The organism is Lysobacter enzymogenes (assembly GCF_900106525.1).
Taxonomy (GTDB): Bacteria; Pseudomonadota; Gammaproteobacteria; order Xanthomonadales; family Xanthomonadaceae; genus Lysobacter; species Lysobacter enzymogenes.
In genome coordinates, this window is record NZ_FNOG01000002.1 from 479,933 (window position 1) to 503,247 (window position 23,315).

Below are 23,315 nucleotides of genomic sequence, written 5' to 3' on the forward strand. Positions count from 1 at the left end.
CGACGCGAAGCGAAGGCGCGGCACAGGCACGCATCGCGAAATATCGCGGCGCGCGTCTTCGAAAATCGAACGCAACGCCGGCGATCCGCGCAGCCGCGCGAATCGCCGCGCCGCCCGCGCTCAACCCTTGAGCAAGGTTTCCAGCACCGCCATGCGTACGGCGACGCCGTTGGCGACCTGGGTCAGGATCAGCGATTGCGGGCCGTCGGCGACTTCGTCGGTGATCTCCACGCCGCGATTCATCGGGCCGGGATGCATCACCACCGCATCGGGCGCGGCGCGCTTGAGCCGGGCCACGGTCAGGCCGTAGTCGCGGTGGTAGTCCTCCAGCGAATCCACCAGCCCTTCTTCCATGCGCTCGCGCTGCAGGCGCAGCATCATCACCGCGTCCACGCCGTCCAGCGCGGCGTCGAAGTCGTGGCCGACGCTGCAGCCGTCCAAGGTGCCGTCGTCGGGCAACAGCGAGGCCGGGCCGACCGCGCGGATCTCGCCGGTGCCGAGCGCGCGCAGCGCCTGCAGGTCCGAGCGCGCGACCCGCGAGTGCTTGATGTCGCCGACGATGGCCACGCGCAGGCGCGAGAAATCGTTGCCCTTGGCCTGGCGCAGGGTCAGCATGTCGAGCAGGCCCTGGGTCGGATGCGCACTGCGGCCGTCGCCGGCGTTGATGAGGCAAGTGCCCGGGCGCGCGTGCGCGGCCAACTCGGCGACCGCGCCGTCGTCGCGATGGCGCACGACGAAGCCGCGCACGCCCATCGCTTCGATGTTCTTGAGCGTGTCCAGCGCGGTCTCGCCCTTGGTCGTCGACGAGGTCGAGGCGTCGAAGCTCAGCACGTGCGCGCCGAGCTGCTGCACCGCCAGTTGGAAACTCAGGCGGGTGCGGGTGGAGGGTTCGAAGAACAGCGTGCACACCGCGGTGCCGGCCAGGGCGCGATGGTCGTAATGGCCTTCGGCGAAGGCCTGGGCGCGGATCAACAGAGCTTCGAGCGAGTCGCGCGTGGCCTCGCGCAGGCTCAGCAGGTGGCGCGAACCGCCGTGGGCGGAAACGAAAGTGGTCATGACGGTGCTGGGCGTTGCGGATCGGGGGAAGACGGTTTCAGGAATGCGGAATCGAATCGATCGGGGTGGCGTCGTCGGGCGAGGCCAGCCAGCGCTCGACGATCACCGCGGCGGCCACCGCGTCCAGCGCCTCAGCGTCGCGCCGGCGCTTGCGGCCTTCGGCGCGGTCGGCGGCGAAACGGTGCGCGGCCTCGACCGAGCTGGAACGCTCGTCCACCAGCACCACCGGCAGCTTGTAGCGCACGCGCAGTTGGCGGGCGAAGGCGAGCGCGCGCTGGCGCGCGGGCTGGTCGCCGCCTTCCAGGGTCATCGGGTCGCCGACGATCAGGCCGTCGGGCCGCCATTCTTTCTGCAAGCGGTCGATCGCGCCCCAGTCGGGGCCGGCGCCGTGCACGTCGATCACCGCCAGCGCGCGCGCGCCGTGGCCGAACGCGCTGGCCACGGCCACGCCGATGCGGCGCGCGCCGACATCGAATCCGAGGACGGTGCCGTCGCGTCGGATCGAATCGGGGGCGCTCGCGCTCATGCGTGCCCGGCGTAATCGGCCAGGTGGGCGAAATCCACGCCGATGCGGCCGGCCGCGGCATGCCAGCGCGCGTCCAGCGGCAGTTGGAACAGCAGCTCGGCGTCGGCCGGCGCGGTCAGCCAGTCGTTTTCGGTGATCTCGTGTTCGAGCTGGCCCGAACCCCAGCCGGCGCAGCCGAGCGCGACGATGGCGTGGTCCGGGCCTTCGCCCTTGGCCATCGCCTCGAGGATGTCGCGCGAGGTGGTCAGGAACAGGCCGTCGGTGATGGCCAGGGTCGAATCCCAGCGCGCGCCGCCGTCGTGCAGGACGAAGCCGCGTTCGGGATGGACCGGGCCGCCGGCCAGCACGATCTGCGCGCGCAGGGCCTCGTCGCCGCCTTCCACGCCCATCTGCCCGAACACTTCGCCCAGGGTGTATTCCGAGGGACGGTTGACCACGATGCCCATCGCGCCGTCGTCGTCGTGCTGGCAGATCAGCGCGACGCTGCGCGAGAAATTGGTGTCGGCCAGCGCGGGCAGCGCGATCAGGACCTGACTGGCGAGGGGCGTGGGCATTACCGGCATGGGGCCATTCTAGCGTGCCGAGCCGGGCTGCGGGGTCGAGCGGCGGGCCGAGGTCGCCATAACGCGAAATGCGGCCGATTCGGGACGGTTGGGGCATGGCGGGAGATTGAGGGGAAGGCCGTGTGGGAGGAGCTTGTGGGAGAGGGTTGCGGGAGGGGCTTCAGCCCCGATGCTCTGCGCTCCGATCGGGACGGACCTCGCAGGCGCGGCGATCCGAGAAAACAGCTTCGGGGCTGAAGCCCCTCCCACAAGCGCCGCTGTCAGCACTCGGGAGCCGGGGCAATCCGGCCAGCCATGGACCTGGATTCGCGCCCGCCGCACCGCGACAATCCCCGCTCACGCCGCGTCCGCGGCCCGCCACGAGGCTGCCCATGTCCGGCTATTGCGATATCGCCCCCGGCCATCCGATCCACGGCGATTACCACGATCGCGAATACGGCTTCCCTCAGCGCGACGAGTCCGACCTGTTCGAGCGCCTGATCCTGGAGATCAACCAGGCCGGGCTGAGCTGGGAGACCATCCTGCGCAAGCGCGAGGGCTTCCGCCGCGCCTACCACGGCTTCGACGTCGACGCCGTGGCCGCGTACGGCGAAGCCGACCGCCTGCGCCTGCTCGAAGACGCGGGCATCATCCGCAACCGGCTCAAGGTCGACGCGGCGATCCACAACGCCCAGGTGATCCAGCGCATGCGCGCCAGCCACGGCGGCTTCGCCCAGTGGCTGGACGCGCATGTCCTGGACGAGGGCCGCCCACGCGAGAAGGCCGGCTGGATCAAGCTGTTCAAGCAGACCTTCCGCTTCACCGGCGGCGAGATCACCAACGAGTTCCTGATGAGCCTGAGCTATCTGCCGGGCGCGCATCGCGAGACGTGTCCGGCGTATGCGCGCATCGACAAGATCGGGGCGGTGTGGAAGCGCGTGCGCGAATCGGCGGCGAAGGGTGGCGGCGCGGCGGCTGCGAAGGGTGGCGCAACGAAGGCGACGAAGCCGGTGGTCAAGGTCGTCGCGAAGCCGGCGGCAGCCGCAAAGAAAGTCGCGACGAAAGCGGCCGCGACGAAGACCGCAGCGAATAAGCGCGCCGCGAAGAAACTGCCGGGAACGCCGGGGAAAAAGCGCTCGGATTGATTCCGGTCAGTCGCCCTCTGCCGCGATCCGGCTTACTCGTCCCGCGACATTCCCCCACCCCGTCATTCCGGCGAAAGCCGGAATCCATTTTGCCTTTGCCGTCGCTGCGTCGAGGCTGCGAGCGAAGCCAGATCAAAATGGATTCCGGCTTTCGCCGGAATGACGGCGAAGTTTCGATAGCCGCCGCAGCCACGGCGATGAGCCATACCGCAGCGCCACCATCACCCCGACTTCATCCCCCGCTCACCCAGCCGCGCCACCCTCGCCCGCAGTAACCTGTCCGGCCCGCCGCCCTGCGGCGCCGGCCCGAGCCGATGCAAAGGAACCGCATGACGCCCCACACCGCTCCCGCCCCCGTCGAACTGTCGGCCAAGACCCGCGCCTTCATCGTCCTGATCGCGCTGCTGCAAGGCCTGCTGCTCTACCTCGTACGGGTCGGCGCCGGCACCGGCTTCGGCTTCGAACTGCAGATCGCCTGGTACGCGCTGACCCTGTCGATCCCCACCGCGATGCTGCTGACCGTGCAGCGCCTGGACGACGCGCGCTACTGGACCAACATCGCCCTGGTCGCCGCGATCTGCCTGCCGCTGTCGATCTGGGCCGGCTGGAGCGCCACCGGCGCGCCCGACCTGAAAGAAGCCGCGGTGCTGGCGCCGTTCGCCTGCAGCCTCGCCATCGCTGTGTTCGTCGCCCTGCCCTATCTGCAATGCCGCCTCGCCCACGGCCGCTGGTGCGCGCCTTACCACGAGCTGTTCGAGCACGGCTGGCAGAACGCGCTGACCCTGATCCTCACCGCCGCCTTCGTCGGCATCTGCTGGGCGGTGCTGGGCCTGTGCGCGGCGCTGTTCGCGCTGATCGGCATCCAGTTCTTCGCCGACTTGTTCACCACCCGCGGCTTCGCCCATCTGGCCACCGGCATCATGATCGGCCTGGGCGTGATGATCGGCCGCACCCAGCAGCGGCCGGTGCAGATCGCCCGACAGATCCTGTTCGCGATCTTCAAGGGCCTGCTGCCGCTGGTGGCGCTGATTGCGCTGATCTTCGTCGCCAGCCTGCCGTTCACCGGCCTGGACGCGCTGTGGAAGACGCGCTCGGCGACGCTGATCCTGATGTGTCTGATCGCGACGGTGGTGCTGTTCGTCAACGCGGTCTACCAGGACGGCGAAGCGCCGCCGCCGTATCCGCGCTGGCTGCGCGCGGTGGTCAACGCGGCCTTGCTGACCTTGCCGCTGTACGCCGCGCTGGGCCTGTACGCGCTGAGCCTGCGCATCGGCCAATACGGCTGGACAGGCGAGCGCTTCTGGGCGGCGCTGGCGGCCAGCGCGCTGAGCCTGTACGCGCTGGGCTACGCCGTCGCCGCGCTGCGCCGCAACGACGGTTGGCTCGGCGGGCTGCGCCGGGTCAACGTCGCGGTCTCGCTGGTGGTGCTGGCGTTGGCGGTGGCGGCCAACTCGTGGCTGCTCGACCCGCACCGCCTCGGCACCGGCTCGCAGCTCGCGCAGTTGCGCAGCGGCAAGATCGCGCCGGAACGCTTCGACCTGAGCTACCTGCGCTTCGACGCCGGCCGCCGCGGCTACCAAGCGCTGCAAAGCCTGGCGGCCGATCCGCGCTTCGCCGCCTCGGCGCCGGCCGCGAACGCCAATCTGCAGCGCGCGATGAAAGCGACGAGTTCGTGGGAATACCGCGCCGAGCTCGAAACGCCGGCCAAGGGCCGCACCCGCGAGCAGGCCTTGCGCGCGCTGCTGCGCGCCGACGGCGTCGCCGCGATCGATCCGGCCTGGATCGCCGCGGCCCTCGCCGACCAGCTGACCCTGCCCAATTGCGAGGACGAAGACGCCCGCTGCGTGCTGGCCACGCCCGACCTCGACGGCGACGGCCAGCCCGAATACCTGTTGTGCCGGATCAACGACTGGGGCACCAACTGCAACGCCTACGCGCGCCTGCCGCGCGGCTGGCGCAGCATCGGCCAGACCTATCTGTCGCAGCGCGGCAGCGAGGTCGAGGCGCAAGTGCGCGCGAACCGGGTCGAGGTGATTCCGCGGCGTTGGGGCGACATCCGCATCGGCGCCGGCAACGAGCGCATGCGCCTGGAACCGGGTCCGGGCCGGCATTGCCAGGACGGCGACCGCGACGAGGACTGCGCGCGCTGATCCGCGAGCGCGGCGCTACAGCATCAGCGCCACGTCTTTGGCCGCCGCGTCCGCCGGCGGCGCGCCGTCGCGCCAGAACGCTTCGACCCACGGCCGCACCAGGTCGAGTTGGGTCGAAGCGCCGCGCACCGCGCCGAAGCGGCGCAGATTGTCGGACTGCAGCGCCAGCATGCGCGCGTCCTGGTCGTTGACCCGCTTGAGCAGCGGCCACACCAGCGCGCGCACCAGCCACGCCGGCGCCCAGCGGTTTTCCACATGCAGGGTCGCGAACACCGAAGTGGTGGCAGCATCGTGCGGCGCGAAATGCAGGCTGATGCGCACCGCCCCACCGTTGCGGTAGCGGTATTCGATCTGCGCGCTGCCCGGCGCATCGAACAGCGCGCGCTCGCTTTCGCGCGGCGATTCGAACAATCGGTACAACAGGCCCGATTGCTGGGCCTGGCCGAGGTAATCGACCGCGAAACCTTCGGCCGACGGCGCGAACCGCGCCGTCGTCGGTTGCCGCGCGGCGCCGCGGCGCACCAGCCCCGGATGGATCCAGTGGGTGTGCAGCGGGTCGAGGAAATTCTCGATCGCATCGACCACGTGCGCGCGCCACTGGGTCTGCCACAGGAAGCGGCGCGAACCGGGCGGATTGCGCCGCACCATCGCCGGCAGCTCGCCCTCGTCGCGGCCGTCGGCGCGCAGCCAGATCAGGCCGTCGTGCTCGCGCACCGCGGCGCGGCGCACGCGCACCTGCGGCAGCGCGCCTCCCGCGGGCAGACCCGGAATGTCGCGCAGCCGGCCTTCGGCATCGAAGCGCCAGCCGTGGTACGGGCACGCCAGCCCGCCATCGCGGCAGGTTCCCTGCGACAGCGGCGCGTGCCGGTGCGGGCAGCGGTCTTCCAGCGCGAACGCGCGGCCGGCGCCGTCGCGCGCCAGCACGTAAGGCCGGTCGAGCAGGCTCACCGCCACCGGCTTGGCGCGCAGGCGCTCGCCGCACAGCGCGGCGAACCAGCGCGACTGATGCGAGGGATGCCAGCCGCTCATGCGCGGCGCGCTGCGGCGATGGCGACGGCGGCTCGGTGCTTGCGCTTCATAGCCCGAATCTTCGCATGATCGGCACGCCGACCCGCCGGGTCAGCAGCGACAACGCCGCCAGCGCGCGGCGCGTGCGCGCCGGCCGGTGACGGGCGTAGACCGCGCTGTATTCGATGCTGGCCTCGCCGCCGCGCAGGCGTTTGAACCCAGCCGCGCCGGCGCTGAAGTTGACCGTGTCGCCCTCGGCGATGGCTCGCTCGAACGTGGTCGCGGTGAGCAAACGGTAGAGCCCCATGCGCTGCGGCAGAGCGGTGTCGTAACCGACGATGGGCGTGGTCAAGGTGCCGCCGAAGCCGAACACGCCGGCGATGCAGATCAGCTGCCCGGCCTCGTCGCGGAAACCGTCGAAGCGCAGCAGCCCGGCGCGGTGCCACTCGCGCAGAAAACGCTCGCTGTAGCGCGGGTTGAACCCCGAATACTTGTCCATGTACAGGCTCTGGTAGAGCCAGGCGATGCGCGCGTAGTCGTCCTCGCCGATGTCCTGGTCGCGCGCGCGCCGCGGCTGCCGCGCGGCCAGCTTCAGGTCGATGCGCAGGTTGTGCCGGCGCTGCGCCGATGCGGCGACATCGCGGAACAGATACACCTGCCGGCTCGGAATCAGCGCGAAACCAAGCGCCTCGCACTCGGCCAACCAATCGGCGTGCTGGTCGCGGTTGAGCGAACGCAGCCACACCGCGCGATCGGGCCAGCGCTGCAGCGCGCCACGCAACAGCCGCGCGGCGCTGCCCGGGCGCCACTGCGGATACAGATTGGTCGACAGCCACCAGTTGTTGATCGCCACCGCACGGTCGATGCCGGCGCGGCGCAGCCAGCCGTCGAGCCCGCGTCCGCCGGCGCGCAGCAGCGGCGCCGCGGCGGACGGCGCGTAGCGCACGGCCTCTTCGGTGGCGTAATCGCCGTAAGTGGTGCGCGGCGAGCAGACCCAGGCGTTACCGTCGATGTCGCCGTCGTCGACGCTGACCGGATAGCGGCGCGCGCCGTCGTCGAGGAACTCCGCGCGGGTGGCCAGGTTGGCGACCAGTTCGCGCGAGTCGACGCCGGCGTGGATGCGTTCGAACGCCTGCACGCGGCGGGCGAATTCGTCGTCGCTGCGGGCCGGCGCGGTCACAGCTCCGGCAACTCCTCGCCGTCCCATTCGATGTCGCGCGTCGCCGCCTCGCGCAACCCGCCGCCGCGGCGCAGCGCGGTGGCGGCATAGGCGCCCAGATCGGCCAGCGCGCCGAGCGGCGGCGAACGGTCGCCGGGCACCGCCAGCACATCGTCGGCGCGGCGCCAGTCGCGCAGCCACTGGCGCGCGCGCCCGTGCGCCAGCGCTTGCGCGAGTCCGGCGCCGAGCATCACCGGTGCGAGCATGCGCGGCCGCGCCGGGCGCGCATCGACGCAGGCGATGTCCGCGCCGAGCAGCGCCGCCGGCAGATCGTCTTCGGCGCCGAACAAATGCACGCCGCTGGTCGCGCGCGGATTGCATTCCAGCACCGTGACGCCGCCGTCCTCGCCGACGATCCAGTCGAACGAAATCTGGCCGGTGTAGCCGATCTTGCCGACGAAACGCTCGACGAAGCCGCGGATCGCCGCATTCGGCGCCGGCTCGAAATAGAAGCTGGAACTGCGGTTGAGCCGGTACGCCGGCCGATACACCGAGTGCGCGAGCAGGCGGCCGCGATCGGCAACGCTGTAGGAACACAGCTCGGTGCCGGCGTGGAAGCGCTGCGCGACCCAGGTCTGCGCCAGCGGCAGCGGCGCCGCGTCGGCGGGCATGCCTTGCGGATACAAGCGCACATGCACGCCGAAACGCGAGTACTCGGGCTTGAGCACCAGCGGCCGGCCCGCGGCCCACTCGCGCGCTTGCTCGAGCGTGCGCACCGCGGCGCTGTCGGGCACGTTCGCACCGCAGCCGCGCGCCAGTTCGAGGAAGCGCAGCTTGCTGTGCAGCTCGCGCAGTGTGTCGAACCCGTCGACCAACACGCGCACGGACGCCGGCAGCGCGCTGCGGTAACGCGACAGCCAGAACGCTTCCTCGCAGGTCGGCACGATCAGGTCGATGCGGTGCTCGGCGACGATGCGAGCGAGATCGGCGGCGAACTGCGCCGCGTCGAAGCGCGGGCCGGCGATCGGCAGGCTCGCGCCGACCGCGTTCGACCAGCCCGACAGCCGGCACGACACGCTGTCGGCGACGATGGCCCGGGCGCGCCCGCCCGCGCGGAAGCGGCGGGCGATTTCCAGTGCGGCCGGCGCGCGGGCGCCGAGGACGAGAACAGTGGGCATGCGGCGGCGGTGCGTGGCGGAAGCTGAGCGATCGCGGCGCTGACGCGCGGCGGTCGATCGTGCGGACCGGCAAGGATCGAAGCATGGGCGCGGGTTAGCAAGCCCGGGGGCGCGGCAACGCGGCCGCGATGCGGCGTCGCAGGCGAGCGAAACGGTCTGCATCGCTGGCCGCCGCGCCTGCCGTTCGTCGTCGGGCGCATCGGGCCGCTCGCGCCTTTCGCCTTAAAACCACGATTTTTCAATTAGTTACCAAATTAATCGGCCGCCCGCCGCGCCTCAGGGCTGGGGCGCGCCCCAGGTACCTTCAGGCCGCGCGAGCTTGCTAGGGTCGGCCTGAAAAGCGCTTTCGCCGCGACCCGGCCCCGGCCGGGCGCGCCCCCAGGAGGGTGTTCTCATGGCAGACGCAGGCAACGGAGTTTCCGGTTCGGATTCCTCGCGCAACGCATCCGACGCCGCGCAACGCTCGGCCGAAACCGCCGCCGCGCAGCAGGCCGCCGCCGACAAGGCCGCCGCCGACGCCGTCGCGGCCGCCGCGGTCGATCCGGTCCAGGCCGCGCCGGTCGACCTGAGCATTTCGCCAGCGACGATCTCGCAACTCAGCGCCATCCCCGTGGACACGGTGCCCAACCTGGCCTCGTTCCCCACCCTCGGCGGCGTGCCGACCGCGGCCACCTACGCCGACATCGCCCAGAAACCGGCGGTGCCGGCGAGCATCGAAACCAACGTCTGGTCGCCGAGCTTCAGCATCACTCCGAACGAGCCGGCCGCGGTGGCCGCCGCGTCGCTCAGCGATGTCTCGATCAATCTCGGCCTGAACCATGTCGGCGACTTCAACGCCAGCATCGAAGCGCGCATGGACATCGCGCCGGCCAGCGTGACCGGCTTCGCCAGCGTCAGCTTCAACAACAGCTTCGACAGCCTCAGCCTGAGCACGACGCTGGGCCCGTTCGGGCCGAACTCCACGCCGAACTACAGCGCCACCCTCGCCGGCAAGACCACGCTGGGCAACCTCGCCGATTTCGATTTCAGCGCCAGCGCGACCTTCAACAACCAGGGCTTCGACAACGCCGCGGCCAGCGGCAAGCTCACCCGCAGCATCGCCGAAGGCTGGAGCGGCTCGGTGCAGTTGGGCGTCAGCGCCGACCGCCAAGGCGTTAACCGGCTCAACGGCGAAGGCGCGCTGGACATGAACCAGAACGGCCTGAATGTCGGCTTCGTCGGCCGCGGCAGCGTCGATCTGCGCACGGGCGATACCAGCGGCTACTTCGGCGTCCACGCCAAGGGACAGTTCTGACGCCATAAAAAAAGAAGCCAGCTTTCGCTGGCCTCTTCGAACAAGCGTCTCGATGCGACCGGGCGCTCACCGCACCTCAGCCACCTCAACCCCATCCAGCCCCTGCGACAAGGTCCGCGCGTCGCCGCCCTGCGCCAGCTTGATGCGCAGGCGCACCTCGTTCTGCGAGTCGGCGTAGCGCAGCGCGTCTTCGTAGCTGATCTCGCCGGCCTGGTACAGCTCGAACAGGGCCTGGTCGAAGGTCTTCATGCCGAGCTGCACGGAGTCCTTCATCAGCTCTTTCAGCTTGTGGATCTCGCCGTCGCGGATGTAGTCCTGCGCCAGCGGGGTGCCGAGCAGGATCTCCATCGCCACCCGGCGGCCCTTGCCGTCGGGAGTCGGGATCAGCTGCTGCGCGACCACGCCCTTGAGGTTCAGCGACAAGTCCATCAGCAGCTGCAGGCGGCGGTCTTCGGGGAAGAAGTTGATGATGCGGTCCATCGCCTGGTTGGCGTTGTTGGCGTGCAGCGTGCACAGCACCAGGTGGCCGGTTTCGGCGAAGGCGATGGCGTGGTCCATGCCTTCGCGGGTGCGCACCTCGCCGATCATGATCACGTCCGGCGCCTGGCGCAGGGTGTTCTTCAGCGCGGCGTCCCAGCTGTCGGTGTCGATGCCGACTTCGCGCTGGGTGATGATGCAGCCCTCGTGGCGGTGCACGAACTCGATCGGGTCTTCGATGGTGATGATGTGGCCGGTCGAGTTCTGGTTGCGGTAGCCGATCATCGCCGCCAGCGAGGTCGACTTGCCGGTGCCGGTGGCGCCGACGAAGATGATGATGCCGCGCTTGGTCATCGCCAGCGTCTTGATGATCGGCGGCAGGTTCAGCTCTTCGACGGTCGGGATCTTGGTCTCGATCCGGCGCAGCACCATGCCGACCTGGTTGCGCTGGTAGAAGCAGCTCACGCGAAAGCGGCCGACGCCGGTGACGCCGATGGCGAAGTTGCACTCGTGGGTCTTTTCGAACTCTTCGCGCTGCTGCGGGCTCATCACGTTCAGCACGAGGTCGCGGCTTTGCTGCGGCGTCAGCGGGTTCTGGGTGATCGGCGCGATCTTGCCGTGCACCTTCATCGACGGCGGCATGCCGGCGGTGATGAACAAGTCGGAGGCGCGCTGGTGCGCCATCAGCTTGAGGAAGGAGGTGAAATCGATCGCGCCGGAGGCGGTGGTCGGATTGGTCGGAGCGGGCGTGTTCATGCGGCTACCTCCTCGGGAGGTCGTTTACGGCGGCGAGGGCCGTCGGGGGATGTGGTGCTCGCGGCTGGCGCGACGTCGTCGGGCGGCGCGGCAGGCGCGCCGCCGGGGCGGGGCGTCATTCGAACAGACGCTTGTCCTTGGCGTACTCGCGGGCCTGCGGGCGCAGGATCAGGCCGCGCTTGACCAGGTCTTGCAGGTGCTGGTCCAGGGTCATCATGCCGAAGTTCTGGCCGGTCTGGATCGCCGAATACATCTGCGCGACCTTGTCCTCGCGGATCAGGTTGCGGATGGCGGGGATGCCGACCATGATTTCCCAGGCCGCGGTACGGCCGCCGCCGACCTTCTTCAGCAGCGCCTGCGAGATCACCGCGCGCAACGATTCCGACAGCATCGAGCGCACCATCGGCTTTTCGCCGGCGGGGAACACGTCGATGATGCGGTCCACGGTCTTGGCCGCCGAGGAGGTGTGCAGGGTGCCGAACACCAGGTGGCCGGTTTCCGCGGCGGTCAGCGCCAGGCGGATGGTTTCCAGGTCGCGCAACTCGCCCACGAGGATGTAGTCGGGGTCTTCGCGCAGCGCCGAGCGCAGGGCCTCGTTGAAGCCGTGGGTGTCGCGGTGGACTTCGCGCTGGTTGATCAGGCACTTCTGCGAGGTGTGCACGAACTCGATCGGGTCTTCGACCGAGAGGATGTGCGCGTACTCGCTCTTGTTGATGTGGTCGATCATCGCCGCCAGCGTGGTCGACTTGCCCGAGCCGGTCGGCCCGGTCACCAGGATCAGGCCCTGCGGCTGCTCGATCAGCTGGCGGAAGATCGGCGGACAGCCCAGGTCTTCGAGGGTCAGCACCTCGGAGGGAATGGTACGGAACACCGCGCCGGCGCCGCGGTTCTGGTTGAAGGCGTTGACGCGGAAGCGCGCCAGGCCGGGGATCTCGAAGGAGAAGTCGACTTCCAGGAACTCTTCGAAGTCGCGCCGCTGCTTGTCCGACATGATGTCGTAGACCAGCGCGTGCACCTGCTTGTGGTCCAGGGCCGGGATGTTGATCCGGCGCACGTCGCCGTCGACCCGGATCATCGGCGGCAGGCCGGCCGAAAGATGCAAGTCGGATGCTTTGTTCTTTACCGAAAACGCCAGAAGTTCGGCGATATCCATGCGTGCTCCCCGCACTGCGCTTGGGCCCGTTCGCGGGCCCGTAAAAAACCAGCCACTTAAGGCAACCGAACTGCGAGCGGCCCGTTGCCGTCGAGTGGCCCGATCGCAACCGTAAAGCTGGAACCAAACCACCCCCAAGAGGCAGTATAGCCCCGCCGGGGCCGCCCCGTTCCACCCTTCCTCACAGGATTTCCCCACGTGCACGCGCACGTACTTCACGACATCTTGCAACAGTTGCGCCGCGCGGCGCACGACGCCGGCCGGCCGGTACCTCGATTGCTTGCGGTCAGTAAGACCCAGGATGAGACCGCGGTCGCGGAACTGGCCTTGCAGGGCCAGGACGCGTTCGGCGAGAACTACGTTCAGGAGGCTGCGGCCAAGCGCACGGCGATGGCGGCCACGGCCGCGGCCGGGCGGGCGCTGGAATGGCATCTGATCGGCCATCTGCAGTCCAACAAGGCCGCCGAGGCGGCGGCGCTGTTCGACTGGGTGCACACCGTGGACCGGCCCAAGCTGGCGACGGCGCTGGCCCGGCACCGCCGCGCCGGCACGCCGCTCGACGTGCTGATCCAGGTCAACATCGACGACGAGGCCAGCAAGCACGGCTGCCGCCCCGGCGACGTGCCGGCGCTGGCCGCGGCGATCGCCGCCGAGCCGGCGCTGCGCCTGCGCGGGCTGATGGTGATCCCGACCCCGCATGACGACCCGGAGCAGCGCCGGCCCTCGTTCCGCCGCGCCAAGGCCTTGTTCGACGCGCTCGCCGCGCAGTTCGCCGGGGTGGACACCTTGTCGATGGGCATGAGCGACGACTTCGCCATCGCCGTCGCCGAGGGCTCGACCCTGGTGCGGATCGGCACCGCCCTGTTCGGCGCGCGCCCGCCCAAGGCTGCGCCATGAGCCGCGGCCGGATCGTGTTCGAAGGCAACCCGTGGCCGGAAGGCCATGCGGTCGAGGCGTTCGAATGGAGCGCGCGGGTCGAGGACGGCGAGGTCTGGTTCGACCTGCACCTGGTCAGCGCCGCCTACTACGCCGAGCGCGAGATCGAAGAGGACGAGGACGAACCCGAGGACGACAGCTGGAAGTCGCCGTCGGTGTGGGGCAACTATCACCGCTGCACCCTGTCGTCGACCTTCTGGGGCGAGCACGGCGGCTTTCGTGCCGGCCCGCTGGCGCAGCTGTCCGCCGCGGCGCTGGACGGCGCCGAGTTCGTGGTCGATCCGGTCGGCGAAGAGATCGACGACGCCGACGAGCTCGCCTTCGGCCTGTACCTGCTCGGCCACGACAGCGCGGTCGAACACCGCATCCGCTTCCTCCGCCGCGGCGACAGCGAGCGCTTCGATATCCTGTGGAGCGGCCGGATCGCGCTGACCTACGTCGGGCGCTACCGGCCCGACTACCGCTTCCAGGCGCGCATCGAGGATGTACCGATGCCGACGCCGCGCTTACCCTGACTCCACGATCCGGTCCCGACTCCATGCCCAACGCTCCCGCTTCCCCGTCCCACTCGCCCGTCCTGGCCTTCATCGGCGGCGGCAACATGGCGCGCAGCCTGATCGGCGGCCTGATCGCGCGCGGCGCCGACCCGGCCCGCCTGCGCGTGGCCGAGCCGGTGCCGGCGCTGCGCGAGGCGCTGGCGCGCGACTTCGGCGTGCCGGTGTTCGACAGCGGCGAACAGGCGGTGCAAGGCGCGCAGGTGTGGTTGCTGGCGGTGAAGCCGCAGGTGATGCGCGAGGTCTGCGCCTCGCTGGCCGCGCAGGCGCGCGCGCAGGCGCCGCTGGCGATCTCGATCGCCGCCGGCATCACCGCCGGCCAGCTCGATCGCTGGCTCGGCGGCGGCGCGGCGGTGGTGCGGGCGATGCCCAACACCCCGGCCCTGCTCGGCGCCGGCATCACCGGCCTGTACGCCAACGCCGCGGCGCGGCCGCGCTTCGACCAGGCCGCCGAACTGCTGTCGGCGGTCGGCCCGACCGTGCGCATCGACGACGAGGCGCAGATGGACGCGGTCACCGCGGTCTCCGGCAGCGGCCCGGCCTATCTGTTCCTGCTGGCCGAAGCGATGCAGCAAGCCGGCCAAGCGCAAGGCCTGGACGCCGACGCCGCGCGCGCGCTGGTCGTGCAGACCCTGCTCGGCGCGGCGACCATGCTGCAGGCCAGCGACGAACCGGCGGCGACGCTGCGCGCGCGGGTGACCTCGCCGGGCGGCACCACCCAGGCCGCGGTGGAAACCTTCGAAGCCGGCGGCCTGCGCGAACTGGTCGACCGCGCGATCGCCGCCGCGACCGAGCGCGGCCGGCAGTTGTCGGCGGCGAACGAATGAGCGGCCCGCTGCGTTATCGCTCCGGCCGCATAGCCGCCGCATTGACGCTGGCGCTGATGGCCGCGTGCGGACGCGAGTCCTCGGTGCCGCCGACGCAGGGCAATGCCGCCGGCAGCGAGAGCGTCAAGGTCGGCGAGGTGGTCATGCACCTCACTGCGGTGCAGACCGACAAGCTGCCCGAGCAGGTGGTGCGCCGCTACGGCGTGCCGCGCGATGCGCGCACGGTGCTGCTGGTGATGTCGCTGCGGCAAGGCGAAGACGCCGACGCGCGCGCGCTGAGCGCGCAGCGCATCCAGGCCACCGCGACCGACCTGCTCGGCCGCAAGCAGACCGTGAGCATGCACGAGATGCGCGACGGCGAACTGATCGACTACATCGGTACCGCCCAGGTGTCGCCGCCGGACACGCTGCGGTTCGAGGTGGTGGCCGACAACGGCCACGGCATCCATCGGGCCAAGTTCAACCGGGATTATTTCTGAGGCTTGCCTCTGCAGCCGGCGCTGCGGCGCCGGCTGGGCGACGCCGCGGCTGACGCAACAAGACCGTCCGCAACGCGCGCGACGATACGCAGCATCAGCGCCTCACTGCCCCGGCAACCCACCGTTGCGCGTCAACGCATCCACCCGCCGCCGCTCGTTCGGATCGAACCCGGCCAGCAACGCATCCAGCCGCCGGCGCCGCTGGTCCTGGCTGAGGCCGCCGTCGGCCAGCACGCGCTGACGCTGCGCGGCGTAACTGCGCAAGCGCAGTTGCCACTGCGCGCGCTGCTGGTCGAGCTCGCCCAGGCGCTGCGCCGCGGCCGCGCCGAACTGCGCTTCGCGCGCGGCGTAACGCGCGGCCGGGTCGGCGCCGTCGCGCTCGAACCGCTGCTCCTGATCCAACGCATCGCGCCACTGCGCGCTCGCCTGTAGCGCCGGCGCGGCCGCAGCCTCGTCGTTCAATTCGGCCGCGCGCCGCGCGCGTTGCGCCGGATCGGATTCGGCCGACAGCGCGCCGCGCGCTTGTGCGCGCTGTTGCGCCAGCCGGTAGTCGGCTTCGTCCTGTGCGTAGAAGGCGTCGGCCAAGGCAGCGCCGAGGCGCTCGCGGCGCAGCACGCGCACGCGCTCGAACGCCGCGTCGGCGCCGCCGGCGGCTTGCGCCGTCGCCACCGAGTCGCGCTCCAGCGCGACGTACGCGTCGTACCACGCCAGCACCGTGGCCAGCGCCGGCGGCGGCAACTGCGGGTGCAGGTGCAGCGCCAGCGCCGAACGGATCGCCTCGGGCGACTGTTCGCCGCTGCGGGCGAGGAAGTAGTCGAACAAGCGGCGCAGTTCGCGATCGGCGCGCGGCCGGCCGAGCGCGTCCAGCGCGGCCGCGCCGTCGATCTGGGTGTCGCGCAGCGAATCGCGCGGCGCCGGCGCGAGCGCCGCGGCCTCGGCGGGTGCGGCGCCGTCCGGATCGGCCAGCTTGCCGCCGGCGCCGCTGCTGATCACCGGCGCCGACGACAGCAGCAGCGGGCGTTCCAGCACGCCGCCGACGGCGAACACCGCGGCGATCGACAGCACCGCCACCGCCGCCATCGCCAGGCCCAGCGCGGTATCGCGCATGGCTTACAGCCCCGCGTTCTTGAGCCGGTTGAGATGCGCGCGGTAGACGCTGGTCGGGTTGGCGCTGAACACGCCGCGCAGGCCGGCGATCTGGTTGACCTCGTCGAGGTGGTTCCACTCGTAGTCGTCGCGGATCACCTGACCCCAGTGGCTGGAGCAGCGACCGACCAGGCCGTCGTTGGCTTCGCCGCCGAACAGCAGGCCGCCGGCGATCATCGCCGGGTCCGACAGATCCAGCCAGTTGGTTGAGTTGGACACGCCGCCGAACGAGTAATAACGCACCCCGCCGGCCGTCGCCGCGCCGCTGCCGCAGGCGTTGGTCGGCTTGCCTTGCGGATAGCGCGCGTTGAAGCGCGCCGAGCCGGCGCTGTCGAGCGCCTTCAGCGCGGCCAGCGAATCCTGCGGCGACTGCCCGCCGGACAGCGTGCCGATCAACGACGCGAAGGCGTTGACGAACGAGGCCACCAGCGGCCGCAGCGGCGAACCGTCGGGCAACACCGCGCCGACCGTGTCGGCGACCTTGCTGCCGGCGTGCGGCGAACCGATCGAGGTCATCGAGGCGACCAGGTCCGGCCGCACCGCCGCGACATAACGCGCGGTCGGGCCGCCCTGGCTGTGGCCGACCAGGTTGAACTTGGTGTAGCCGTGCAGCGCCTTCAGGGTTTCCAGTTGGCCGATCAGTTGCTCGCCGCGCATTTCGTTGGAATTGGCCGCCGACACCTGGGCCACGTAAACCGTCGCCCCGCCGTCGCGTAGCGCCTGCGGAATCCCGAACCAGTAGTCGTAGACGCCGCCGATCGCGTCGAAGCCGAACAGCCCGTGCACCAGCACCACCGGGTAGCGGGTCTTGGTGTAGTCGTCGGCGCTGGCGGGGAAGGCCGCGGCGCAGCACAGCAGGGCGAACAGCACGGGCGCGCCGAACAGGCGGCGCAGGTTGAGTCGCGACATGGTCCCTCCGCAGGACACGACGGCAGCGCGCCGACGCCACGACTGTACGAATGGGTATGGCGGGAACACGCCGCGCTGCACCATACCGTGGGGAACTGTGAACTGGACGGGGGAAACGATGGTGCGGGGTGGCGGGAAATGCTGCGCCGCATCGTAGTTTGCGCGGTAACTGTATTTTCGCGGTCGCGGCTCGCGCCGCTCCTACAGGGAGCCCATGTAGGAGCGGCGCGAGCCGCGACCGCGAAAATCCAACCACGACGCCACCGCCCCATCCCCCGAATCGCCGACAATGGCAGCCCCCGCTGTCGACACCTGGACCCATGGGCCCGCAACGCATCGTCTGCCTCACCGAGGAACCCACCGAAACCCTGTACCTGCTCGGCGAGCAACACCGCATCGTCGGCATCAGCGGCTTCACCGTGCGGCCGCCGCAGGCGCGCAAGGAAAAACCCAAGGTCAGCGCCTTCACCAGCGCCAAGATCGGCGAGATCCTCAAGCTCCAGCCCGATTTCGTGATCGGCTTTTCCGACATCCAGGCCGAGATTGCCGCCGAGTTGATCAAGCACGGCATCGAGGTGTGGATCAGCAATCACCGCAGCGTCGAGGGCATCGTCGACTACGTGCGTCGGCTAGGCGCGCTGGTCGGCGCCGGCGAACGCGCCGCCGCGCTGGCCGCGCAGCTGGAACGCAACCTCGACGCCGCGCGCGAGCGCGCCGCGCGCCTGCCGCGCCGGCCCAAGGTGTATTTCGAGGAATGGGACAGCCCGCAGATCACCGGCATCCGCTGGGTGTCCGAACTGGTCGCCATCGCCGGCGGCGACGACGTGTTTCCCGAGCACGCGGCGATGCCGCTGGCGCGCGACCGCATCCTGGCCGACCCGCGCGAAGCCGCGCGGCGCGCGCCGGACCTGATCCTGGGCAGTTGGTGCGGCAAGAAATTCCGCCCGGACCACGTCGTCGCGCGCGAAGGCTGGAGCGAGGTGCCGGCGGTGCGCGACGGCGAGCTGCACGAGGTCAAGTCGCCGATCATCCTGCAGCCGGGGCCGGCGGCGCTGAGCGCGGGGATCGAGGAGCTGAGCCGGATCATCGAAGGCTGGGCGCAGCGGCGGGCGGGATAAGCCCGCTGCGGCGACAGGCCTTCAGGCCACGAACTCGTGGAGGGCCTTCAGGCCAAAGGCTCTTGTGGGAGGGCCTTCAGGCCCGACGCCTTTCGCTCGGTTCGCCGCGATCCGGCACAAAAGCGTCGGGCCTGAAGGCCCTCCCACAAAATCGCGGCGCCGCCACTACCGTGCGTCGAGCTTGCGTCGGAAATACACCACCCGCTCGGTCTCCTCGAACCCGCAAGCCTCATGCGCACGCTGCGAATCCAGGTGATCGAGCAGCGCATCGGAGGCCAATTCGCGACAGCCGCGCTCGCGGCCCCAGCTTTCCACTGCCGCGATCAAGGCGCGGCCGACACCTTGCCCGCGCCGCCGCGGCGCCACGTACCAGCCTTCCAGAAACGCCACCGGCGAAGACTCGGTGCCGTTGACGTAATCGCTACGCAAGCTGGCTTCGGCGAAACCGCACAGCCCATCGTCGTCCTGCGCCACGAACGCGGCCAGGCGCGCGTCCTCGAACCAGTCGTCCAGTTCCTCGGCCAGATCCTCCAGCCGTTGCTGCGGCCACAGTTGCGCGCGCAACCGCGCCCAGCCGGCGCGGTCGGCGGCGACGGCCGCGCGCACGCGCCACGGCGGGTTCACGGGTACAGCATCCGCTTGCTGTACGCACCGGCGAGGTCGCTCTCGTACAGCCAGCGCTCGTGCAGGCGGAAATCGGCGCCGTACCAGAACTCGATCTTGTCCGCGCGCACGCGCAGCCCGGTCCAGCGCGGCGGCCGCGGCACGTCGCCCGGGAACGAGCGCTCGGCCTCGGCCAGGCGCTGTTCGAAGGCGTCGCGGCCTTCCAGCGTTTCCGACTGCTTCGACGCCCACGCGCCGAGCTGGCTGCCGCGCGGGCGGCTGGCGAAGTAAGCGTCGGCTTCGGCATCGGACACGATCTCCACCGCGCCTTCGATCCGCACCTGCACGCCGTGGCGCACGCGCGGCCAGTGGAACAGCAGCGCGGCGTGCGGATTGGCCTGCAGCTCGCGGCCCTTGCGGCCGTCGAGATGGGTGTAGAACACGAAGCCGCGCGCATCGTGCGCCTTGAGCAGCACCGTGCGCACGGACGGGCGGCCGTCGAGCGAGGCGGTGGCCACGCTCATCGCGGTCGGATCGGGCTCGCCCGCGGCGCGCGCTTCGGCGAACAGCACGTCGAAGGTGGCGAGGGCTTCGTTGAGCAAATCGGCGGTCTGGGTCATTGCGCTATTGTGAGCGCATGTCGCCGCGTCCGCATCTGCCCGCCCCGCGCGCATCCGGCCCTAACCGGGCCGAACCGGGCGCGTCCGCCACAACCGGCAAACCCGCCGCCGGCCGCGACGCCGCGCACGGTTTCGCCGCAGCGTTCGTGGCCGCCGCGCTCGACGACGCGCTCGCCATCGCCGCAGCGCCCGGACGCGCGCGCCTCTACGCGATCAGCGGCCTGCAAGGCAGCGGCAAATCGACGCTGGCCGCGCAACTGGCCGCCGCCGCTCAAGCGCGCGGAGTGCGCGCGGCGGTGCTCTCGATCGACGACTTCTACCTCGGCCGGCGCGAACGCCTGCGCCTGGGCCGCCGCGTGCATCCGCTGCTGGCCACGCGCGGCCCGCCCGGCACCCACGACATCGCCCTGGCCTGCACCGTGCTCGACGACTTGCGCGAAGGCGCCAGCGTCCGCCTGCCGCGTTTCGACAAACTCGCCGACACCCGCCTGCCGCCATCGCGCTGGCCGCAAGCGCGCGGCGCCGACCTGATCGTGTTCGAAGGCTGGTTCCTGGGCGCCCCGGCGCAGCGCGAGGACGAACTGACCGAACCGGTCAACGCACTGGAGCGCGACGAAGACCCCGCCGGCGTATGGCGCGGCTACTGCAATCAAGCCTTGGCCACCGACTATCCCTCGCTATGGTCGCGCCTGGACCGACTGCTGTTCCTGCAACCGCCGGGCTTCGAAGTGGTCGCCGGCTGGCGCTGGCAGCAAGAGCAAGCGCTACAGGCCCGCCATCCGCGCCGACAGGCGATGACCCAAGCCCAGGTGCGGCGTTTCGTGAGCCTGTTCGAGCGCGTCAGCCGGCAAGCGCTGGCAAGCCTGCCGGACATCGCCGACCGGACGGTCGTGCTGGATGCGCAGCGGCGGCCTGTATCGATGCCGGCCGCTCGCCGATAGCGAATCGGGCGGCAGCGACGCAGCTCTGCCGCAACTTCTCGAAACCCGGAATCCAACCGAATCGACGCAGTTCCGCCGCAGCATCCAAAGCCCCGCAACCTCCCAACCCGTCATTCCGGCGAAAGCCGGAATCCATGTTGCCGTTGCTGTTGCCGTCGCTCTTCGCTCTTCGCTCCCCCCGCCGCCCCGAACTCGCCACAGGCAAATAGAGACCCGATAGGGCGGCGCACAGGATGTGCGCCGTGCGCCACCCAGGCCATGGATGGCCTGTGTGGCGCATCCCCGCGCCCGCTGCGAACCCTAGTGGCTCTTGATTCGAAACAGGAAAAGCACTTTCTTTGGTTACTTTCTTTGTTGCTTTGGACAAAGAAAGTGACCCGGCCGCTTGCGGACGGAAGCTCTTGATGTCCGCTTGCCCTCACGCGCTACAGCGATAACGACGGAACCACCCGCGGAACGCCCCCTGTAGGAGCGACGCAAGTCGCGACCCCGAAAACCCAGCCATTGCGCAAGTTTCGCCGTAGTTGCGTATTCGCAGTCGCGACTTGCGTCGCTCCTACAGTCGGATACGAACCACCGGACCCGTCGTTCCGCCCCCTCACTTCACCACGAAACTCACCTTCAAATTGACCCGCCACTCCTGCACATTCCCCGCCGCATCGGTAGTGACCTTGATCTCATTGACCCAAGCCCCCTGAATGTCCTTGACCGACTCAGCGCACTTGGCCAAACCCGTCTTGACCGCATCCTCGATGCCGATATTGGAAGAAGTGCTGAGTTCGATGACCTTGGCGACCGCCATGAGCGTTTCTCCTGTAGCGCGCGGACACGACCGCGCCGCGGCGCGCGCGGAACCGGCGACGGCGGGAGCCCCGAGCCTAGGCCCGCGTCCGTTAAGCCGGCGCAAGCGTCGCCGCCGCGCGCAGCCCTCCTCGCGCCGCGGCGCCGTGCCCTACAATCGCGGCATGAATCCGGCCAGCAATCTGATCCTGATCGGGCCGATGGGCTCGGGCAAAACCTGCATCGGCAAGCGCCTGGCCGAGCGCTTCGGCCTGCGCGCGGTCGACGCCGACCGCGAGCTCGAGCTGCGCGCCGGCGCGCGCATCGCGCAGATCTTCGAACACGAGGGCGAAGCCGGCTTTCGCGTGCGCGAAAGCGCGGTGCTGGCCGAACTGCTGAGCGGCGACGGCCTGCTGCTGTCCACCGGCGGCGGCGCGGTGCTGGCGGCCGACAACCGCCGGCTGCTGCGCGAACGCGGCTTCGTCGTGCACCTGCAGGTCAGCGTCGAGCAGCAGCTCGAGCGCCTGGCCCTGGACCGCAGCCGCCCGCTGCTGGCGCGCGGCGACCGCGAACAGGTGCTGCGCGAACTGGCCCTGGCGCGCGCGCCGCTGTACGCCGAAACCGCCGACCTGGCCTTCGACACCGGCGCCGCCGGCGCGGCCGAGGCCGCGCTGGGCCTGGCCCAGCGGCTCGACGCGCTGTGGCGGCGGCCGCCCTCGCCGGCCCCTTCCCCCTTTGGAGTCACCGCATGAGCGCGCCGCGCAAAGTCGAAGTGTCCGGCGAGTCCGGCTACAGCATCGAAATCGGCCCCGGCCTGCTCGCCGACGGCGCGCGCCTGGGCAAGCCGCTGCGCGGCCGCCACGCGCTGATCGTCAGCGACGGCAACGTCGCCGCGCTGTACCTGGACCAGGTCGCCACCGCGCTGGCCGAAGCCAGGCCCGGCCTGAGCGTGGCCCGCTTCGTGATCCCGCCCGGCGAGCACGAGAAAACCCTGGAGCGCTTCAGCCAGTGCCTGCACGCGCTGTCCGAACTCGGCGCGACCCGCGACGCGACCGTGATCGCGCTCGGCGGCGGCGTGGTCGGCGATCTCGCCGGCTTCGCCGCGGCCTGCTGGATGCGCGGCATCGACTGCGTGCAGTTGCCGACCACGCTGCTGGCGATGGTGGACTCCTCGGTCGGCGGCAAGACCGCGGTCGACCTGCCCAGCGGCAAGAACCTGGTCGGCGCCTTCCATCCGCCGCGCGCGGTGATCGCCGACACCTCGGCGCTGCGCAGCCTGCCCGATCGCGAACTGCGCGCCGGCCTGGCCGAGGTGGTGAAGTACGGCGCGATCTTCGACGCCGGCTTCCTCGACTGGCTGGAAAGCCACGCCGAGGCCCTGCTCGCCCGCGACGACGCCGCGCTCAGCGAAGCGATCGCGCGCAGCTGCGCGTTCAAGGCCGACGTGGTCGCGCGCGATCCGTTCGAACGCGGCGACCGCGCCATGCTCAACTTCGGCCACACCTTCGGCCACGCGATCGAGACCGAGCAAGGCTACGCCGGCACCAGCGGCGACGGCCTCAACCACGGCGAAGCGGTCGCGGTGGGCATGGTCCTGGCCGCGCGCCTGTCGGCGGCGCTGGGCCGCTCCAGCCTCGCCGATGCCGAGCGCCTGCAGCGCCTGCTCGAACGCCTCGGCCTGCCGGTGCGCATCCCCGCCGGACTCGACCCGCAGGCCCTGCTGGCACGCATGCGCCTGGACAAGAAGGCCGACGCCTCCGGCCTGCGCTTCGTCCTGTGGGACCGCGCCGGCGCGGCGCGGATCGTCGCGGGCGTGGCGGACGAACAAGTCCTGGCGGTGCTGGCCGCCGGTTGACCCCGCGGCGCAGGCGCGCCGCCGCAGTTCCGACAGCAACGACGGCGGCGCGGCGACGCGCCGCCGTCGTCGTTTTCGTCCCCGCCTCCGCACCACCTCGACC

General features: G+C 70.6%; 25 protein-coding genes and 1 pseudogene. 12 read left to right on the forward strand and 14 right to left on the reverse strand.

Going from position 1 to position 23,315, the window contains the following annotated elements; all coding sequences use genetic code 11:
• Positions 1–120: 120 nt before the first annotated feature.
• From BLU84_RS06365 to BLU84_RS29010, 4 genes are read right to left on the reverse strand one after another with little or no spacing between them, the layout of a single operon-like run.
• The gene (locus BLU84_RS06365) at positions 121–1,056 is read right to left on the reverse strand and encodes an aspartate carbamoyltransferase catalytic subunit (RefSeq protein WP_074864145.1); all 936 of its coding nucleotides are present in this window, start codon (positions 1,054–1,056) and stop codon (positions 121–123) included.
• A 37-nt stretch (positions 1,057–1,093) separates the two neighbouring features.
• Positions 1,094–1,582, reverse strand: coding sequence for a Holliday junction resolvase RuvX (gene ruvX, locus BLU84_RS06370; RefSeq protein ID WP_074864147.1), 489 nt, complete (start codon positions 1,580–1,582; stop codon positions 1,094–1,096).
• The gene (locus tag BLU84_RS06375; protein ID WP_074864150.1) at positions 1,579–2,145 is read right to left on the reverse strand and encodes a YqgE/AlgH family protein; all 567 of its coding nucleotides are present in this window, start codon (positions 2,143–2,145) and stop codon (positions 1,579–1,581) included. Before BLU84_RS06375 ends, ruvX begins: the two co-directional genes overlap by 4 nt.
• Positions 2,146–2,154: 9 nt before the next feature.
• Positions 2,155–2,466, reverse strand: a complete 312-nt coding sequence (locus tag BLU84_RS29010) for a DUF6053 domain-containing protein (protein WP_484502533.1) — start codon at positions 2,464–2,466, stop codon at positions 2,155–2,157.
• A gap of 50 nt (positions 2,467–2,516) precedes the next feature.
• Here BLU84_RS29010 and BLU84_RS06380 point away from each other — a divergent pair.
• Both BLU84_RS06380 and BLU84_RS06385 read left to right on the forward strand, forming a co-directional pair.
• A pseudogene (locus tag BLU84_RS06380) lies at positions 2,517–3,062 on the forward strand (DNA-3-methyladenine glycosylase I); the annotation flags it as partial.
• A 536-nt stretch (positions 3,063–3,598) separates the two neighbouring features.
• Positions 3,599–5,419 (forward strand): DUF4153 domain-containing protein, encoded by a 1,821-nt coding sequence (locus tag BLU84_RS06385; RefSeq protein ID WP_074864153.1) that lies wholly within the window; start codon positions 3,599–3,601, stop codon positions 5,417–5,419.
• Positions 5,420–5,434: 15 nt separating this feature from the next.
• Here BLU84_RS06385 and BLU84_RS06390 read toward each other — a convergent pair whose 3' ends face one another.
• The 3 genes from BLU84_RS06390 to BLU84_RS06400 are packed head-to-tail and all read right to left on the reverse strand — an operon-like array spanning position 5,435 to position 8,764.
• Positions 5,435–6,448, reverse strand: coding sequence for a Rieske 2Fe-2S domain-containing protein (locus BLU84_RS06390; RefSeq protein ID WP_074864156.1), 1,014 nt, complete (start codon positions 6,446–6,448; stop codon positions 5,435–5,437).
• A 46-nt stretch (positions 6,449–6,494) separates the two neighbouring features.
• Positions 6,495–7,607 (reverse strand): GNAT family N-acetyltransferase, encoded by a 1,113-nt coding sequence (locus tag BLU84_RS06395; RefSeq protein WP_139174720.1) that lies wholly within the window; start codon positions 7,605–7,607, stop codon positions 6,495–6,497.
• A complete protein-coding gene (locus tag BLU84_RS06400) occupies positions 7,604–8,764 on the reverse strand; it encodes an ATP-grasp domain-containing protein (RefSeq protein WP_074864160.1) in 1,161 nt (386 codons plus the stop codon). The genes BLU84_RS06395 and BLU84_RS06400 overlap by 4 nt, the downstream gene beginning before the upstream one ends.
• Positions 8,765–9,158: 394 nt before the next feature.
• Here BLU84_RS06400 and BLU84_RS06405 point away from each other — a divergent pair, with 394 nt between their 5' ends.
• Positions 9,159–10,058 (forward strand): hypothetical protein, encoded by a 900-nt coding sequence (locus tag BLU84_RS06405; protein WP_074864162.1) that lies wholly within the window; start codon positions 9,159–9,161, stop codon positions 10,056–10,058.
• Positions 10,059–10,124: 66 nt separating this feature from the next.
• Here the strand turns inward: BLU84_RS06405 and BLU84_RS06410 are convergent, their stop codons facing one another.
• Complete coding sequence (locus BLU84_RS06410; protein WP_074864164.1) at positions 10,125–11,291, reverse strand: PilT/PilU family type 4a pilus ATPase; 1,167 nt, start codon at positions 11,289–11,291, stop codon at positions 10,125–10,127.
• A gap of 115 nt (positions 11,292–11,406) precedes the next feature.
• Positions 11,407–12,444: a type IV pilus twitching motility protein PilT gene (locus BLU84_RS06415; protein WP_074864167.1), complete on the reverse strand. Its 1,038-nt coding sequence runs from the start codon at positions 12,442–12,444 to the stop codon at positions 11,407–11,409.
• Between the two features lie 198 nt (positions 12,445–12,642).
• On the opposite strand from BLU84_RS06415, the gene BLU84_RS06420 reads away from it, so the two are divergent.
• Genes BLU84_RS06420 through BLU84_RS06435 form a run of 4 tightly spaced genes read left to right on the forward strand, consistent with a single transcriptional unit; the run spans position 12,643 to position 15,240 of the window.
• Positions 12,643–13,341: a YggS family pyridoxal phosphate-dependent enzyme gene (locus BLU84_RS06420; protein ID WP_083382366.1), complete on the forward strand. Its 699-nt coding sequence runs from the start codon at positions 12,643–12,645 to the stop codon at positions 13,339–13,341.
• Positions 13,338–13,895 (forward strand): hypothetical protein, encoded by a 558-nt coding sequence (locus BLU84_RS06425; RefSeq protein ID WP_074864169.1) that lies wholly within the window; start codon positions 13,338–13,340, stop codon positions 13,893–13,895. Before BLU84_RS06420 ends, BLU84_RS06425 begins: the two co-directional genes overlap by 4 nt.
• A gap of 23 nt (positions 13,896–13,918) precedes the next feature.
• A complete protein-coding gene (gene proC, locus BLU84_RS06430; RefSeq protein WP_074864171.1) occupies positions 13,919–14,761 on the forward strand; it encodes a pyrroline-5-carboxylate reductase in 843 nt (280 codons plus the stop codon).
• Positions 14,758–15,240, forward strand: coding sequence for a DUF4426 domain-containing protein (locus BLU84_RS06435; protein WP_074864173.1), 483 nt, complete (start codon positions 14,758–14,760; stop codon positions 15,238–15,240). The genes proC and BLU84_RS06435 overlap by 4 nt, the downstream gene beginning before the upstream one ends.
• Positions 15,241–15,342: 102 nt before the next feature.
• On the opposite strand, the gene BLU84_RS06440 is transcribed toward BLU84_RS06435, so the two are convergent.
• Positions 15,343–16,347, reverse strand: a complete 1,005-nt coding sequence (locus BLU84_RS06440; protein ID WP_074864175.1) for a lipase secretion chaperone — start codon at positions 16,345–16,347, stop codon at positions 15,343–15,345.
• 3 nt (positions 16,348–16,350) lie between these two features.
• Positions 16,351–17,295 carry a triacylglycerol lipase gene (locus BLU84_RS06445; protein WP_074864177.1) on the reverse strand — a complete coding sequence of 315 codons (945 nt, stop codon included), beginning with the start codon at positions 17,293–17,295 and terminating at the stop codon, positions 16,351–16,353.
• Between the two features lie 320 nt (positions 17,296–17,615).
• Here BLU84_RS06445 and BLU84_RS06450 point away from each other — a divergent pair, with 320 nt between their 5' ends.
• Both BLU84_RS06450 and BLU84_RS28310 read left to right on the forward strand, forming a co-directional pair.
• Positions 17,616–18,413 (forward strand): ABC transporter substrate-binding protein, encoded by a 798-nt coding sequence (locus tag BLU84_RS06450; RefSeq protein ID WP_074864179.1) that lies wholly within the window; start codon positions 17,616–17,618, stop codon positions 18,411–18,413.
• Between the two features lie 64 nt (positions 18,414–18,477).
• Positions 18,478–18,669 carry a DUF6053 domain-containing protein gene (locus BLU84_RS28310; RefSeq protein WP_425479330.1) on the forward strand — a complete coding sequence of 64 codons (192 nt, stop codon included), beginning with the start codon at positions 18,478–18,480 and terminating at the stop codon, positions 18,667–18,669.
• On the opposite strand, the gene aac(6') is transcribed toward BLU84_RS28310, so the two are convergent.
• Positions 18,579–19,019, reverse strand: a complete 441-nt coding sequence (gene aac(6'), locus BLU84_RS06455) for an aminoglycoside 6'-N-acetyltransferase (RefSeq protein ID WP_425479337.1) — start codon at positions 19,017–19,019, stop codon at positions 18,579–18,581. The genes BLU84_RS28310 and aac(6') overlap by 91 nt on opposite strands.
• A 14-nt stretch (positions 19,020–19,033) precedes the next feature.
• Complete coding sequence (pdxH, locus tag BLU84_RS06460; RefSeq protein WP_074864183.1) at positions 19,034–19,636, reverse strand: pyridoxamine 5'-phosphate oxidase; 603 nt, start codon at positions 19,634–19,636, stop codon at positions 19,034–19,036.
• Between the two features lie 146 nt (positions 19,637–19,782).
• On the opposite strand from pdxH, the gene BLU84_RS06465 reads away from it, so the two are divergent.
• A complete protein-coding gene (locus tag BLU84_RS06465) occupies positions 19,783–20,577 on the forward strand; it encodes a kinase (protein WP_074864720.1) in 795 nt (264 codons plus the stop codon).
• A 598-nt stretch (positions 20,578–21,175) separates the two neighbouring features.
• Here BLU84_RS06465 and BLU84_RS06470 read toward each other — a convergent pair.
• Positions 21,176–21,379 carry a dodecin family protein gene (locus BLU84_RS06470; RefSeq protein WP_074864185.1) on the reverse strand — a complete coding sequence of 68 codons (204 nt, stop codon included), beginning with the start codon at positions 21,377–21,379 and terminating at the stop codon, positions 21,176–21,178.
• Positions 21,380–21,542: 163 nt separating this feature from the next.
• Here BLU84_RS06470 and BLU84_RS06475 point away from each other — a divergent pair, with 163 nt between their 5' ends.
• Positions 21,543–22,109 carry a shikimate kinase gene (locus BLU84_RS06475; protein ID WP_074864189.1) on the forward strand — a complete coding sequence of 189 codons (567 nt, stop codon included), beginning with the start codon at positions 21,543–21,545 and terminating at the stop codon, positions 22,107–22,109.
• Entirely contained in the window at positions 22,106–23,212 is a 1,107-nt protein-coding gene (gene aroB / locus BLU84_RS06480; protein WP_074864192.1) for a 3-dehydroquinate synthase, read from the forward strand. The genes BLU84_RS06475 and aroB overlap by 4 nt, the downstream gene beginning before the upstream one ends.
• Positions 23,213–23,315 lie beyond the last annotated feature (103 nt).

Bases quoted from the DNA above. Each gene is read 5' to 3' on its own strand.
- BLU84_RS06385 (WP_074864153.1), top strand. From the start codon at position 3,599: ATGACGCCCCACACCGCTCCCGCCCCCGTCGAACTGTCGGCCAAGACC.
- aroB (WP_074864192.1), top strand. From the start codon at position 22,106: ATGAGCGCGCCGCGCAAAGTCGAAGTGTCCGGCGAGTCCGGCTACAGC.
- BLU84_RS06415 (WP_074864167.1), bottom strand. From the start codon at position 12,444: ATGGATATCGCCGAACTTCTGGCGTTTTCGGTAAAGAACAAAGCATCC.
- BLU84_RS06440 (WP_074864175.1), bottom strand. From the start codon at position 16,347: ATGCGCGATACCGCGCTGGGCCTGGCGATGGCGGCGGTGGCGGTGCTG.
- BLU84_RS06445 (WP_074864177.1), bottom strand. From the start codon at position 17,295: ATGTCGCGACTCAACCTGCGCCGCCTGTTCGGCGCGCCCGTGCTGTTC.
- BLU84_RS06410 (WP_074864164.1), bottom strand. From the start codon at position 11,291: ATGAACACGCCCGCTCCGACCAATCCGACCACCGCCTCCGGCGCGATC.
- ruvX (WP_074864147.1), bottom strand. From the start codon at position 1,582: ATGAGCGCGAGCGCCCCCGATTCGATCCGACGCGACGGCACCGTCCTC.
- BLU84_RS06475 (WP_074864189.1), top strand. From the start codon at position 21,543: ATGAATCCGGCCAGCAATCTGATCCTGATCGGGCCGATGGGCTCGGGC.
- BLU84_RS06365 (WP_074864145.1), bottom strand. From the start codon at position 1,056: ATGACCACTTTCGTTTCCGCCCACGGCGGTTCGCGCCACCTGCTGAGC.
- proC (WP_074864171.1), top strand. From the start codon at position 13,919: ATGCCCAACGCTCCCGCTTCCCCGTCCCACTCGCCCGTCCTGGCCTTC.
- BLU84_RS06450 (WP_074864179.1), top strand. From the start codon at position 17,616: ATGGGCCCGCAACGCATCGTCTGCCTCACCGAGGAACCCACCGAAACC.
- BLU84_RS06400 (WP_074864160.1), bottom strand. From the start codon at position 8,764: ATGCCCACTGTTCTCGTCCTCGGCGCCCGCGCGCCGGCCGCACTGGAA.
- BLU84_RS06470 (WP_074864185.1), bottom strand. From the start codon at position 21,379: ATGGCGGTCGCCAAGGTCATCGAACTCAGCACTTCTTCCAATATCGGC.
- BLU84_RS06425 (WP_074864169.1), top strand. From the start codon at position 13,338: ATGAGCCGCGGCCGGATCGTGTTCGAAGGCAACCCGTGGCCGGAAGGC.
- BLU84_RS06435 (WP_074864173.1), top strand. From the start codon at position 14,758: ATGAGCGGCCCGCTGCGTTATCGCTCCGGCCGCATAGCCGCCGCATTG.
- BLU84_RS06405 (WP_074864162.1), top strand. From the start codon at position 9,159: ATGGCAGACGCAGGCAACGGAGTTTCCGGTTCGGATTCCTCGCGCAAC.
- BLU84_RS06390 (WP_074864156.1), bottom strand. From the start codon at position 6,448: ATGAGCGGCTGGCATCCCTCGCATCAGTCGCGCTGGTTCGCCGCGCTG.
- BLU84_RS06375 (WP_074864150.1), bottom strand. From the start codon at position 2,145: ATGCCGGTAATGCCCACGCCCCTCGCCAGTCAGGTCCTGATCGCGCTG.
- pdxH (WP_074864183.1), bottom strand. From the start codon at position 19,636: ATGACCCAGACCGCCGATTTGCTCAACGAAGCCCTCGCCACCTTCGAC.